Raw genomic sequence first — 13,725 nt, forward strand, 5'->3', positions numbered from 1 at the left:
TGCCACGAGTGAATGGTGGCGCTGAATATTCGATGAGAAATCATCTTGGTAGTGCTTTTACGAGGAATGGCGCGGAGGTCGCCGATGGAACGAGAACTCGTCAATCGTGCTGAGGCCATTCGGGAGCGTTTGCTGCAGCTTCGCGACTCCCTTTGACTACACTCACCGCAAGGCAAGGGAAGCCGAGATCGAACAGGCGATGAGCCAACCCTCCTTCTGGGGGGATCCCGAGAAATCTCAGGCGTTAGTTTCGGAGCTGAAGGAACTCCGCGCAATTCTCAAGCCCATGGATCAGGCCCTCAAGGAGCTGGAAGACGTTCAGGCCATGATCGAACTGGGCGAAGAGTCCCCGGAAATTGCCGCGGAATTGCCCCATGCGCTCCAGCGACTCGAAAAGCTGGTCGATGAGCTGGAGGTCAAGTCTCTGTTGAATGGGCCTCACGACTCATGCAACGCCATCGTGAGCATTAATGCCCGGGATGGCGGAACTGATGCGCACGACTGGGCGGAAATGCTCCTGCGGATGTATATCAACTGGGCGGAGGCCAACGGCTACGAGGTGGAATTGCTGGACCGCGTAGATAACGACGTGGCGGGTATCAACAGTGCTACCATCGCGATCCGCGGGCCGATGGCCTACGGGTATCTCAAGGGCGAAACAGGGATCCACCGTCTTGTGCGGATCAGCCCCTTCAACGCGGAGGGGAAACGGCAAACGAGCTTCGCCGCGGTGGACGTCAGCCCGGAAGTGAAAAACGATACTGAAATCGAGATCCGAGAAGAGGATATCGAGGAAGACGTATTCCGGGCAAGCGGTCCCGGCGGACAGCACGTCAACAAGACGTCCAGTGCGGTGCGAATCACGCACATTCCCACGGGCATTGTGGTAGCGTGCCAGAGTGAACGGAGCCAGCACCAGAACCGTGCCATGGCGATGAAGATGCTGCGTGCAAAACTGGCGCGGCTGGAAGAGGAAAAACGCGAAGCAGAACTGGCCGCGAAATACGAGGCGGCTCCCAAAGTGGGGTTTGGTTCCCAGATCCGCAGTTATTTCCAGCATCCTGAACAGCGCATCAAGGATGCACGTACAGGTTACACCGAGACCAGTTTCCAGTCCGTCATGGATGGGGAAATTCAGGGATTCCTTGATGCCTATCTTCGGTGGAAAGCTGCGGAAGATGCCGCCCGTTTCCGCTCGCCGGTGAAGTCCAACTGAGATAAACTCAGGCTGCCCACAAGAAAAACACCGTACGATGAGCCTCACCCTCCGGCTGTGGGCTGACCGGAGACCTGCATGAACAACGAGGTGAACATGGCGGCCGATATGGACTACGACCGCATTGAGAATTTGCGACTGGAATATACGGATCAGTACGTCACCGTGAATAGCCCGCGTCCGGAACTTGCCCGATTTAAAGGAAAAATTGGCCGGGTAATCACAATCAATTGGAATGGTCGGGCCCTTGTCCAGTTCGATTCTGCTGTCGATCGCGGCTGGTACGACATTGACCTTGACGACCTGCGGGTGGTGGATCCGCCGGCTCCGAAACCAGCGCAGGGGGCCTCGTCCTCAGCATCGGCCCCCAAGGAGGGCACGCAGCATGTGGAGTACAAACCTTCGGCTCTTGAGGTAGCGCGACAGGCCCGGGACAAAACATTTGCTCAACCCTCAGCGCAGGGAGGGACCCCGAGCGACGACCAGAGTTCGTCCAAAGAGATGACGCAATCGTGAGGGGCATTAGGTAAATTTCCTCTCCCGCTGGAGCGCTCGGGCGACCTGCCGAGTTACGGAAGCACCTAAACGCTAACAGTCTCTTTGGCAATGAGTGTGATGAGTCTATGAGCGGCCAGCAGGAATCTTTTCTTCAGGTCTTTGTGACGTTTCCGGATCGCGAATCGGCCGCGCGAGTCGCGCAGGCTCTGGTCGAGGAAGCACTGGCAGGTTGCGTGCAAATCGTGGGTCCAGTTCACAGTGTGTACCGGTGGGAAGGGAAAATAGAGTCGGCCGATGAATGGTTGTGTTTAATCAAGACTGCGACTTCGCGCTACGCTCAACTTGAGCAACGCATCCGGCAACTCCATTCCTATCAAGTGCCGGAAATTATCGCGGTACCGATTTCAGCGGGAAGTTCGGATTACTTGAAATGGTTAAGTGCCGCGACCGGGGAAACGAGCTCTGCTCCTTAGAATCTGCGTTCATCCTGCTGTTGTCCTTTCCACGCGCAGCCGTGTACCGGCAGAGGATCCCCTGCAGGCAATTTGGGGAACTTGCCATTTGAGGCTTGGCATCGCGCGGGTTCCGGGAAATAATGAGCGTAGTCCACCGGCCCAGCGCAGAGGTTTTGCTTTGTCGCCAAAATGTTTGACATAGTCCGGACCCGGCTAACCCAGCACGAAAGGCTGCCTATGAAGATTTCACCTCTTCTCCGTACGCGTGTTGTCACGATTTCTTCTCCTTGGACTCATCCATTGACGAGGAGTTCAAGTTTCTTATGGGATGCCCGTTTATGGACGCCGCAATTGCTGCTGGCGGCCAGCCTGGCGTTGTGTTTTTGGGGCTTTGGGTACGCCACGCCGGCTCGCGCCGAAGGTGCTGCCTCATCGGCACCCACCGGTCTGGCAGCACTTTCCCTAGAGGATTGCAAACGAGTGCTCGCGGAGGGCGACGAGGCAAGCAGACTGAAAGCGGTTGCAGCGCTGGAATCCATGGGGCAGGAGGCGGTGCCCGTGCTTCTCACAGCCCTCGATGATTCCCATGACGCAGTGAGAGCGAGGGCCATCGTGGCGATCGGCAAGTTAGCACCCGCGCATGCCGAGGTGGCAGTCTCCAAGCTCCTGGAACTGGCCCAGAAGGATGGAGCGCAGGTGGATGAGTGGCCTAACTGGATACTGGCATTTAAAGCAATCGGGAAGTTTGGCGAAACGGCGTTGCCAACTCTTGATGAGCAGTGGAAAAACGCCTCGCCTGAAAAGAAGGCCGTGCTGTGCGTAGCGTATTCGGAATTGGGACCGGCGGCAGGCCCGGCTGTCCCAAAATTGATTGAACTGATTGAGGAAGACAACTTGGTCAATCGCCGACAGGCGGTGGGGGCTCTCATGGCGATTGGTCCGGCGGCGGCCCCAGCCGTTCCGGTGCTTCGAAAGGCGCTCTACCACGAGGATTTTCACACCCAGTATTGGGCATGTCGCGCGCTGGGGGCCATCGGTGAACCGGCCCTTCCTGCCGTGCCGGACCTCATTGATCGGCTCAAGAATGGGGCCGCTTCTGTGAAACGCAACGCCGCGGCTGCACTGGGTAAGATCGGCCCGAAAATCGGTCCCGAGGCGATTCAGGCACTGATCGAAGCGGTGGACGATGTAGTGCAACCGGTCCGCGAACAGGCTGTCCTTGCATTGGGGCGGCTGGGACCCGATGTGGCTGGGTCTGCCCGGGAGGCGATTGAAAAATCCCACGCTCGTCGGCCGATTTATCCGGCCTCGGCCGCATGTTGGGCGATCTGGCGTCTCGGGGGGCCCTTCGAGCCACTCAAAAACAGCCTAATTTCTGACATTCGTGCTGGAATTTACCGCGATGAGGCGACGGAGATCGTTCTCACGATGGGCCGCGATGCCGAGCCCGTCATCAAAGAGCTGGAGGCGCTGGCCCGGTCGCTCGCCCAGAAAAAGTTGGCACCTCTGGAAGAGGAAGAGCTTGCCAATATCCAGCAGACATTGGCCGAAGTACGGACCGCCTGGCAGAGCGGCACGCCGGCCCGGTAGTTGGTCATCGTCACCTTTTCCCGGCAAGTAGCGGAGAGGTGCAAACCTTAGTCAGGATGTGCGCATGAGCGAGATTCAGCCCAGAGGGACGTGCTTGTCAGGTCCGCATTCCAACTGGTGGATCATGCTTTTCATTGGCCGGTCTCCAACTGCTCGGTTCTGTGGAGGTCAAATGCTAGGGGCAACTCATGAAAGGCCCCTACAACACATCGGCGTCTCTCACAGATTCTTAGAAAAAGTGGCAATAGGTCAAACTTTCGCGGCGCTTGCCGCTGACTACGGGCGGGAGTAAAATGAGGCGTTATGGGATTTGCGGCCGCTTGCAGCCATATCTGCTAAAGTGCCATCGTCGTCCCTGGGTCGGCCGGTGGGCGGCGATTCAAACCGAAACGAGCTTGCCGCGACGGCCCGGTTGTTCGTCGCGGTTTTTATTTAGGCACACAAGTAGAGAGCAGCGAGCTGGTTCGGAGGAAAACCTGATTGCACCTTCCGTTGTTTATTCCAGAGCTCTTTGACTGAAAGAAACGGTGTCACCATGTCGAACAAGCCGACTGCTCAACCCGAGACCAATCGGTCCCAAGGTTTTTCCACTCTCTGCGTTCACGGTGGCGAAGATCGCATTAAGCCTTGCTATTCGATCACTGATCCGATTTTCTGTACGGCCACGTACACGTTCGAAAACACCGAAGCCGTCATCGAATACGTCACTAAAAAGCTGCCCCGCGAAGAATATGGCCGGTACGGCAACCCCACGGAAAAGGTGCTGGAAAGAAAGCTCGCAGCTCTCGAGGGCGGTGAAAGCTGTGTGACGTTTGCCACGGGGATGGCGGCCGTGGCCTGCTATCTGATGGCCAAAGTCCGCCCCGGTGATGAAATTGTGATGTTTGATGAGTGCTATCATCGCACTCGGGAGTTTTGTACGAAAGTGCTCGGCCAGTTCGGCGTGGTGACGCATCAAATTCCCGCCTGTGATTACGAAAAGATGGAAGCCGCCATCAACAAGCGGACCAAGCTGCTCATCAGCGAGTCGCCGACCAATCCGCATTTGAGCGTTGTGGATCTCGAGCGTTTTGCCGCGTTGGGGAAAAAATATGGTGTGGAAACTCTCATTGATGCGACGCTCGCTACGCCCTACAACGTGCGACCGCTCGAATACGGCATCGACTGTGTCCTGCATTCTTGTACCAAGTATTTAGGCGGGCACAACGACCTACTGGCAGGCGCGATTATTGGCCGGGAAGAGTTGCTTGAGCCTGTCCGAAAGCTGCGGGGTGTGATGGGAATGGGAAATTCCCCGCACGCCATTTATCTGCTGCTTCGCGGGTTGAAGACTTTCGAGCTTCGCATGGAAAGGCACAACCAGAACGGTCTGGCTCTGGCGCGATTTCTCGAAAAGCATCCGCGTGTGGAAAAGGTCTATTATCCCGGCCTGGAAAGCCATCGCGACTACGCGGTGGCGCGTCGCACCATGCGCGGATTCGGCGGTCTCGTTACGTTCCTGGTGAAAGATGCCGATGCCCAAATGACCGCCCGGGTGGTGGACGCCGTGCGAATTCCTCGGATTGGACCGAGCCTGGGGGGTGTGGAATCTTTGATCGAACAGCCCATGTACATGAGCTATCACGACTTCACCCCCGAACAGCGATTGGCGGTCGGTATCCCGGATAACATGATTCGAGTCTCCTGCGGGATTGAGAACACGGAAGATTTGATCGCCGACTTCGCTCAAGCGCTGGAAAAAATCTGATGCTGTGGCGTAAATCGCTGGCCAGCGAAATGACCGCGGTACCTGCGCTCAATCGATTCATCAACATTGGATTAAGGTGAATTATCACCGGCCACCGCCTCGGTAACGCAATGTCCCCAGCCTGAGAATAGGGCCATTTCCATGAAGTTTCGCACCAGGGCCATTCATCTCGGGTTTGAGCCTGATCCTCAGACGGGAGCGGTTGTTCCGCCCATCCATCTAGCAACGACGTTTGTCCAACCGGCAGCGGGAGAGTGGCGGGAATTCGATTACTCCCGCAGTGGCAATCCCACCCGGAAAGCCTTCGAAAACGCGATAGCGGCTCTTGAGTCCGGCGTGGGTGGTCTTGCTTTCGCCTCGGGAATGGCCGCCATCCATTGTGTGACGCAACTTCTGCAAACTGGTGATCATATTGTCACGGGCCAGGATGTTTATGGCGGGACATACCGGCTTTTTCACAAGATCATTAACCGGGCGGGGATTTCGGTGACGATGGTTCCTACAAACGATTTGGAGGCCGTGGAGAAAGCCTTCCAGCCGAACACCAAACTGCTCTGGTTGGAGACGCCCGGCAACCCCCTTCTGACGATCACTGACATCGCAGCATGTGCAGAGATCGCCCATCGGCATGGGGCACTGGTCGGTGTTGATAGCACATTCGCGACACCGGCCCTGACCCGACCCCTCGAGCTGGGTGCGGACATCGTCATGCACTCGGCGACGAAATATCTCGGGGGACACAGTGACGTCCTAGGGGGCGTCCTCGTGGTACGGGACGCGGAGCTTTATCAGCGGCTTTACTTTATCCAGAATGCCACGGGGGCCGTGATGGGTCCGTGGGAATCCTATCTCTGCCATCGTGGACTGCGGACCCTGGAACTTCGTATCCGCGAACAATGCCGGTCGGCCATGGCCATCGCTCAATTCCTGGCGGAGCATTCCGCCGTCCGGCGAGTTTACTACCCTGGCCTGGCTGATCATCCAGGTCACGAAATCGCCGCTCGCCAGATGTCGGGCTATTTTGGTGCGATGTTAAGCTTCGAGGTGGAAGGAGACATAGAAACGGCCAAGCAGATTGTCAATTCTACCCGTCTTTTCCATCTTGCCGTAAGTTTGGGGGCAGTCGAGTCGCTTATCGAACAGCCTGCCCTGATGTCCCACGCAAGCTACGATCCCGAAGCCCGCCGGGCCCACGGCATTAGCGACACGCTCATCCGCCTCTCCATCGGGCTGGAAGACCCGGAGGACCTGATCGCCGACCTCGAGCAGGCCCTGGTCCGGGCAATGTGACCCCGCAACCCGAAAATTTACCATGCGTGCTCCGGCTTTCTGCGGCGGGGCGGCTCCTGTGTGGTAAAATTTGCGGATTGCGCAAGCTTTTCTGAAAGATTTGGCTCTTCCGATTCCGATAAGTTTATCGACGAACAAACGTCGAGTTTGGCCCTCTGGCCTATCGTGTTATTGCTGCTGTCCATAACAGGAGTTGCCTTATGTCCCGGCGAACGACTTTCGCTTGGTGCTGCGTCATTACTGTGGCATTGGTTGCCGGCGTTTGGGACTGCCACGGGGTCGCGGCTGAAACGGAATACGTTGAACGGGCAACCGGTTCTCCCGTAGCGTACTGGAGCTCCCAGGTCTTACGTCGCCAGCCTCCGAGCATCGAGGAAGTGACGCGGCCCCCGGCCCGACGGGTTTCCCGACCACACCCCGCGGCGAGAAACTCTTCACCGGAGGAAATCAGCTACCAAATAATGACGACGTCCCGGGAGCCTGTCGAGGAGTCGTCGCCCGAGGTCATTCCACCCGGTCAGCCGGTCATCACAAGTGGAATGGTGGACGAAGAAGGCGTGCAAACTGGCTTGGTGGAAGACGGTGGTGTCATTTACGAGCCAGGGGGGTTCGTCCAGCCGGATGTGTATTATGGCGGAGGTTTGCTGTTTGGACCATGGATCCAGCACCTGAGTGTCTTTGCCGGAGCGCACGGTTTTAAAGGGCCGGTGGATCTCGGGCGAAACGGGAATTTCGGGCTCCACGAGGGCCTCAACTACTCCGCTCCGATCGGGGGTCCGTGGAACATCGGATACCAGGTGGGTGTTCAGGTGGTGCACAGTGACTTTGCCGGTCACGAGGCGCTCACATGGTACGGTAACAATCTGGTCTCCCGCGGGAGTCGGGCGCAAATGTTTCTCACTGCGGGATTGTTTCACCGCCCTGACTGCGGCCGATGGCAGTGGAGTGTCCTCTTCGACTGGATGCACGATGACTTTTGGGTGGACTCCGATTTACTCCAGATTCGGCATGAAATTTCGTTCTTCCTCGATGACATGCGGGAAATCGGCTACATGGGCATGTACGGCGTCAAGGACGACATGCTCCTTTTGCCCGACGATCCGCAGAACCCCGACCACCGCCAGTACCTCGATCTGTCGGTCCTCGATCGCTACGTGGTGTTCTATCGGCGTCACTTTTGTCAGGGTGGCGAGGGCCGATTCTGGGTAGGGGTTTCCGGCTATGGAGACGGCCTCATTGGTGCGGACATCACACTTCCGCTCGATGGCAGTTGGGCATTCGAGGCCAATTTCGCGTATCTGGCTCCTCACACCGGGCGGGGAGTGGACGGCCAAATCGATGAAAACTGGAGCGTCTCCATGGGCCTGATCTGGTATCCAGGACGGCACGTAAGCGAGGCCCTCAACGATCTCTTCCGCTCAGTTCAGGGTGTAGCGGACAATACGAGCATGATGTTCCACGGTCGGGTCCGCTGACCGCGTTCGGGGAAACACGCGTTATCAGGTGCCCTGCGTGTGTTATCAGCATGCGCAGGGCTTGCTGTTTACAATAGTCCTCCGGGGACAGGCACTCCAAGAGGGCCGATTTCTTCGCTTTCCGAACCCGGCTCTGGTGATAATTGGCACTCTCGATTCTTGACATGGCGAGCTCAGTTAGATGGAATGAAGCGAGCATGAAAACCGTTGTTAGGTAGAAAAGGTGTTTTTTGAAAGAAAGGCCTGCCCTATGTCTCAAAGAACTCGCCGGCGTGATTTCCTGAAATGGGGTGCCCTGGGCACGTCCATCCTGGGAATTCCTCAATTTCTGCCTGCCACGGCACTGGGATTGGAACAGGGCGTTCCGCCCAGTGAAAAAATCACTTTGGGTGTGATCGGGATTGGTCCTCGGGCAACCTACGACCTGAACGCCATCCTCAAATTGCCGGATGTCAAATGCCTGGCCATCGCTGATGTGCAGGCACGTCGCCGGGAGGCAGGAAAACGTCTGGTGGACGAATTCTACGGCAACAACGACTGCGCAGTTTATCGCGATTTCCGGGAACTGCTGGCACGTTCTGATATTGACACAGTTCTCATCGCGACGGGAGACCGCTGGCACGCACCCGCCTCGATCATGGCGGCAGAAGCGGGCAAAGACGTTTACAGCGAAAAACCTTGTGGCATCACAATCGCCAAGTGCCAGCAACTTGCAGAAACCTTTCAACGCACCAAGCGTATTTTCCAGGCGGGAACCCAGCGTCGCAGTGTGCCCAACTTCCAATATGCCGTCGCGCTGGCTCAAAGTGGGAAACTGGGAAAAATCCATACGGTGTATGCATCCGTATACGAGCCGCAACTCGAGAACGGCTGGCTGCCACGAGAACAGACGCCACCGCGCGATGTGGTGGACTGGAATCTGTGGCTGGGACCGGCCCCGTGGCGGCCTTACAACCATACTTATGTGGACGGAGGCTGGCGGGGCTATTTTGATTTTGACTCCGGTGCGCGACTTCTGGATTGGGGTGCGCACACTGTCGATCTGTGCCAGTGGGCACTGAAGGCCGATAATACGGTCCCTGTCCGATATGTTCCCGAGAACGACCGAATCGTGTGCTACTACGCCGACGGCGTGAAATTGATCCTCGACTTTCTGAAAACTCCGTTTGGCGATCGGTCGCCAAAATTCATCACCCGACTGGGAACCTGTCCCGTCCGATTTGTGGGAGACGAAGGCTGGGTGGAAACCGGTGACGAAGGGGGCATTGAGGTTCATCCGGAGTCACTTAAGAAGGAACTGCCTGAAGCAGTGACTCGCGTGAAGGGACTGGATGTTTCGGCCCACGCCCGCAACTTCTTTGATTGCGTGCGCTCGCGTCAAAAAACGGTGACCAATGAAATGATCATGCGACGGTCGCATGTGGCATGTCACGCGGCAGCCATCGCCTGGATCCTCAACCGCGAGCTCCGCTTCGATCCGGAAAAAGAACGGTTTCCCGACGACGAAGAAGCCAACCTCCTCTGTGCGCGTCCGGAAAGGAACCCGTGGTCGGAGACGGGGGTCTGAAATGTCGTTTGCAAACTGGTAAAGCGCAGCCCTCATACACCTCGACGGAGCGGTAGGGAGCTGGCAATTGGCCTCCCTACCGCTTAACTCCTTGAATGGGACTCCGCGGGGGTGTTCGAATGAGTTGTGACAGCGCTTATGAAGCGGCCTGGACGAGCGCGTCTTTGAGACGATCTTTGGACTGAACACCCATCAATTTTTGCACAACCTGACCGCCTTTGAAGATGATAAGGGCCGGGATCGCCGTCACGTGATAGCGCATGGCCAGGTTCTGATTTTCGTCCACGTTGACCTTGCAGACTTTTGCCTGCCCGGCCATTTCCGTGGCCAGTTGCTCGACCGTCGGCGCAATCATCCGACACGGGCCGCACCAGGGAGCCCAAAAATCCACAAGCACCGGCACATCCGCCTGGAGAACTTCTTTATCGAAACTGGCTTCGTTGACTTCAATGGCTTGACCCATCGCACACAATCCCTGTCGCTTCTCTAACGTTGATAAATTGAAGCTCGATCTTGCTACACCCGCTTGCATCAGAGCAAGACGCCGTTACGCGGCTTATTGCCGATTATACGTAAATAGTTCCTGTCGTCAATTGCGTAAATGCCTGGCGTTTACCCACTGCGCCGGGAGATTGGGTCGCAGGCAGTTTCCTCGGCTACGACGAGCGTGCCCCTCCGGTTGACTTTCGGAAGGAGGTGCTCTTACGTCTTCTGTTCAACGCTGGACAAGTCATCTCCTGTCACGGAGCTGACCAGCTCGGCTATGCTCGGCGTACGGCGCGACAATCACAAATTGGCCTCAATCGGGATAAACACTATTGGCCACGTCCCATGTTTTGTAGGGCCAATTCATAAACCCCCTTCTACCGAAAAAGCAGACAAAAGTCGGTGGTTTGCGTGGGCTGTGCCTCCCCTAGTTGCACGACCAAAGAGGTGCCGATTAGAATTGCTGTCGACTTGTTGGCTTGTCGAAGTGAAAAACACGGCTCTGGCACGGATTTCCTTGGCATGCGAGGGTTGCGCCGATGTTGAACGAAAAGCTACTCCTGCGGATACGGCTCTGTGTGTTGATGTTCTTCCAGTTTTTCGTGTGGGCCTGCTGGATGGTGCCCATCGGTACGTTTGGACCCGCGGTGCGGGGGTTCACCGGATCAGAGATGGGATGGGTGTTTTCGACCACCGCGATCGCGGCCATTCTATCGCCTCTTTTTGTGGGCTTTGTGGCGGACCGTCTCTTTGATACCGAAAAGATCCTTGCGGTTCTTCATGTTATCGGTGGAATCTGCCTTATCCTCACTGGTGTGCAGACCAGCTTTTGGCTGTTTTTCTTGTTTCTTCTGATCAATACGCTCGCCTTCATGCCCACGCTCGCTTTGGCAAATTCGCTGACGTTTCGTAACCTGGACAATCCCGCCACATTTCCCCGGATTGCCATGTTTGGCACGATCGGGTGGATCATCTCTGGCTGGATTGTGGGTCTGTTCATCGGGGAGCGAAATCCCGCCTTCTTCTATCTGGGTGGTGCCGTAGAGATTCTTTTGGCCGCTTATGTGCTCACTCTTCCTCACACCCCACCGCAGGCCAAGGAAGCCGGAATCGCGGATCTGCTTGGGCTGGGAGCCGTCAAGCTCCTTAAGGATCCAGAGTTTTTGCTGTTTACCATTTGCGCGTTCTTGATCGGCATTCCGGCCGTGTATTACTTTGTGAGTGCGAACCTCTACCTCACGCAGATCGGGGCCCCGGCCCCCACAGCCCTGATGACCATGGGCCAAATCTGCGAAATTGTGGCGATGGCCATTATGCCCATCTTTATTGCCCAATTGGGGCTGCACAAAGTGCTGGCTCTAGGTATGGCCGTCTGGGCACTTCGATACCTCCTGTTTGCCTCTGAGGTGTATCCGCTCGTTCTGCTGGGAATCCTCATTCACGGATTTTGTTACGTCTTCGTCTACGTCGGTTCCTACATTTTTGTGGATACCAAGGCCCCACGGGAATTGCGGGCCAGTGCGCAGAGCTTCATCGCTTTCCTCATGCTGGGAGTGGCCTGGCTCATTGGGGCCAACCTTGCCGGCCGGACCAATGACGCCTATCCTGCTAAAGTCAAGAACTTGATCGCAGCGCGAGTCATCCCGGAGGGGGTCGCACTTCCTGGATGGACCGAACTGGCCAGGGACTTTGATCAAAATAAAGATGGGATTATCACCTCGGATGAAATTGAACAAGTTTTGCGCAGTGCTCCCCAAGGGCAAAACGAGCAGGATAGGCAAAAGCTGTATGATGCACTCAAGGCCGTGATGCGGCTTGTGCCCGCATCCACATTTGGGCACGTTCAGGCTGCCGTAGCAGGGAAGTCGGTGTACATGACAAAAGCCGACTACCTCGCGGTGAATCGTTTTGGTTGGCGGGATATCTGGCTCTGGCCTGCTATCATGGCCCTGGTGGTCTTCGGCCTGTTCACATTGGGAATGCCGAAGAAAAAGGAACAAGCAGGTACCGAAACCCCCGGTGGGGAGACTGCTCCTCAAGCTCCGGAGGCGCCAGCCGAAACTGCGCCGTCCGCGCCCTAGTCGGAGCCTGCGACTGCCGGGGAGGCAAACGCCTCATCGCAGCGCGAGGCCCCACCGGCAACACCATCCGGTGACGTCACGCCGCCGAGCGATCCCAACACGTTCGGGTAGACGAACGGTTTACCGCGGGCTGGAGCGGTGCTCGTAAGCGACGTTTTGTTATCGTTCGCTTCGGCAACGCGCGAAGGATATGCTCCCGGATGTTGGAGCATTTTCACGCGCACTAGGGGCGTTCGCGCTTTCCAAGCTTGCGATAGCAGTCCAGGAAGATCGCCACGTCTTCCGCAATTTGAAAATCGAACATTCCGACGATGAGGAAGTCTGCCCCGTTCCGCAGCGCGTAGGGAAATGCTTGCCGGGGATGGATTGCCCCCGCAGCGAGCACTTTGAAAGCAAACCACGGCTTGGTGACCGTCTTCATGAACTCGATTGTCTCCTCTGGATTGAGACACCACATGTTATCGTTGAAAGCGAACGGCTCGCTCCGCCGCGGCCTGTGCCAGCAGAAGTCTTCTCGTAATTCTTTGGGTGTCGCGGACCAGTACTGGTCGCTGTGGAGTGTTTTGACGTAGAAGTCCGCGCCGATTCCCTCTTTTTCGCATTCCATGGTGACCGTCAGCGAATGACTTCCGATGCCCGCCGGAACCCCCGCTTCTTTGATGCATTCCACAGTGTTGGCGAGCACATCCAGTCGGCCGGCCATGACGGGAGGTTCACTGCGACCACCATGCGTGTACAACATCGTTGCGCCGTGGCTAAGGACCTCTTCGATCTCCCGACGCACGGCATCTTTGTTAGCATCTGGGGTGATACAGACAATCGCCTGGAGTTTGCCCCCGCGTTCCTTGTTGTACTTTTCCACCAGGGGAAGACACACGGGGTTACACTGGATGGTGTTGATCCCGTGGGCTTCCGCGAGCGCGAGGGTCTCAAACACTTTCTCTTCCGTGTTGTAAGCTTTGAGAAGTCGCGAGATGTAGACGAGGTCCCGACTGTGGGCGAAGCCACCGATAAGGTTGCCGCCGATGACCAGGCGGCTGATGGAGATGTCGCGCACCTTGCCGTGGGGCATCTGACTGGCGATTTCCCGTGAAATGTTTTTTTCCTCAGATGCTGCACCTTCCTGGGCCGCCAGAAGAATCTGCTCTTCACGACTGATAGCCGCACCCATGGCAGCGACGAATGCTGCTGTGCTCAGAAAACAACGCCGGGACGGTTGATGTCGCATGACGACCGATCTCCTGTTTCCCACAATCGATTGCCCTCTATGATAGGACCTCCCCCCGCGACTCTGGAGCTGGCTGCTATTTTAATTACCCC

11 protein-coding genes are annotated in these 13,725 nt (G+C 56.8%); 9 read left to right on the forward strand and 2 right to left on the reverse strand.

The window, feature by feature from the left end:
• The first annotated feature begins 84 nt into the window (after window positions 1-84).
• The 8 genes from prfB to ABJK56_RS07745 all read left to right on the forward strand — a co-directional run bounded on the left by prfB (window position 85) and on the right by ABJK56_RS07745 (window position 9,838).
• A protein-coding gene (gene prfB, locus ABJK56_RS07710) for a peptide chain release factor 2 (RefSeq protein ID WP_347244080.1) occupies window positions 85-1,216 on the forward strand; the annotation gives its coding sequence in 2 pieces (ribosomal slippage) (window positions 85-153 and window positions 155-1,216; 1,131 coding nt in all).
• Between the two features lie 78 nt (window positions 1,217-1,294).
• Window positions 1,295-1,732 (forward strand): hypothetical protein, encoded by a 438-nt coding sequence (locus tag ABJK56_RS07715; RefSeq protein ID WP_347244081.1) that lies wholly within the window; start codon window positions 1,295-1,297, stop codon window positions 1,730-1,732.
• Window positions 1,733-1,839: 107 nt separating this feature from the next.
• The gene (gene cutA, locus ABJK56_RS07720) at window positions 1,840-2,187 is read left to right on the forward strand and encodes a divalent-cation tolerance protein CutA (protein ID WP_347244082.1); all 348 of its coding nucleotides are present in this window, start codon (window positions 1,840-1,842) and stop codon (window positions 2,185-2,187) included.
• A 282-nt stretch (window positions 2,188-2,469) separates the two neighbouring features.
• A complete protein-coding gene (locus tag ABJK56_RS07725; protein WP_347244083.1) occupies window positions 2,470-3,759 on the forward strand; it encodes a HEAT repeat domain-containing protein in 1,290 nt (429 codons plus the stop codon).
• Window positions 3,760-4,294: 535 nt separating this feature from the next.
• Entirely contained in the window at window positions 4,295-5,506 is a 1,212-nt protein-coding gene (locus ABJK56_RS07730) for a PLP-dependent aspartate aminotransferase family protein (protein ID WP_347244084.1), read from the forward strand.
• Window positions 5,507-5,647: 141 nt separating this feature from the next.
• Complete coding sequence (locus ABJK56_RS07735; protein ID WP_347244085.1) at window positions 5,648-6,796, forward strand: PLP-dependent aspartate aminotransferase family protein; 1,149 nt, start codon at window positions 5,648-5,650, stop codon at window positions 6,794-6,796.
• 200 nt (window positions 6,797-6,996) lie between these two features.
• Window positions 6,997-8,271, forward strand: a complete 1,275-nt coding sequence (locus tag ABJK56_RS07740; protein ID WP_347244086.1) for a DUF6666 family protein — start codon at window positions 6,997-6,999, stop codon at window positions 8,269-8,271.
• Window positions 8,272-8,521: 250 nt separating this feature from the next.
• Complete coding sequence (locus ABJK56_RS07745) at window positions 8,522-9,838, forward strand: Gfo/Idh/MocA family oxidoreductase (protein WP_347244087.1); 1,317 nt, start codon at window positions 8,522-8,524, stop codon at window positions 9,836-9,838.
• Between the two features lie 136 nt (window positions 9,839-9,974).
• Here the strand turns inward: ABJK56_RS07745 and trxA are convergent, their stop codons facing one another.
• A complete protein-coding gene (trxA, locus tag ABJK56_RS07750) occupies window positions 9,975-10,301 on the reverse strand; it encodes a thioredoxin (protein WP_347244088.1) in 327 nt (108 codons plus the stop codon).
• Between the two features lie 562 nt (window positions 10,302-10,863).
• Here trxA and ABJK56_RS07755 point away from each other — a divergent pair.
• Window positions 10,864-12,405, forward strand: a complete 1,542-nt coding sequence (locus ABJK56_RS07755) for an MFS transporter (protein WP_347244089.1) — start codon at window positions 10,864-10,866, stop codon at window positions 12,403-12,405.
• Window positions 12,406-12,628: 223 nt separating this feature from the next.
• Here ABJK56_RS07755 and ABJK56_RS07760 read toward each other — a convergent pair whose 3' ends face one another.
• Window positions 12,629-13,633, reverse strand: coding sequence for a hypothetical protein (locus ABJK56_RS07760; RefSeq protein ID WP_347244090.1), 1,005 nt, complete (start codon window positions 13,631-13,633; stop codon window positions 12,629-12,631).
• Window positions 13,634-13,725: the final 92 nt, after the last annotated feature.

The organism is Thermogutta sp. (assembly GCF_039793925.1).
In the GTDB taxonomy this organism is placed as follows: domain Bacteria; phylum Planctomycetota; class Planctomycetia; order Pirellulales; family Thermoguttaceae; genus Thermogutta.

Coding starts and splice junctions, on each gene's coding strand:
- ABJK56_RS07730 (WP_347244084.1), top strand. CDS start 4,295: ATGTCGAACAAGCCGACTGCTCAACCCGAGACCAATCGGTCCCAAGGT.
- ABJK56_RS07715 (WP_347244081.1), top strand. CDS start 1,295: ATGAACAACGAGGTGAACATGGCGGCCGATATGGACTACGACCGCATT.
- ABJK56_RS07755 (WP_347244089.1), top strand. CDS start 10,864: ATGTTGAACGAAAAGCTACTCCTGCGGATACGGCTCTGTGTGTTGATG.
- ABJK56_RS07760 (WP_347244090.1), bottom strand. CDS start 13,633: ATGCGACATCAACCGTCCCGGCGTTGTTTTCTGAGCACAGCAGCATTC.
- cutA (WP_347244082.1), top strand. CDS start 1,840: ATGAGCGGCCAGCAGGAATCTTTTCTTCAGGTCTTTGTGACGTTTCCG.
- ABJK56_RS07735 (WP_347244085.1), top strand. CDS start 5,648: ATGAAGTTTCGCACCAGGGCCATTCATCTCGGGTTTGAGCCTGATCCT.
- trxA (WP_347244088.1), bottom strand. CDS start 10,301: ATGGGTCAAGCCATTGAAGTCAACGAAGCCAGTTTCGATAAAGAAGTT.
- ABJK56_RS07740 (WP_347244086.1), top strand. CDS start 6,997: ATGTCCCGGCGAACGACTTTCGCTTGGTGCTGCGTCATTACTGTGGCA.
- ABJK56_RS07745 (WP_347244087.1), top strand. CDS start 8,522: ATGTCTCAAAGAACTCGCCGGCGTGATTTCCTGAAATGGGGTGCCCTG.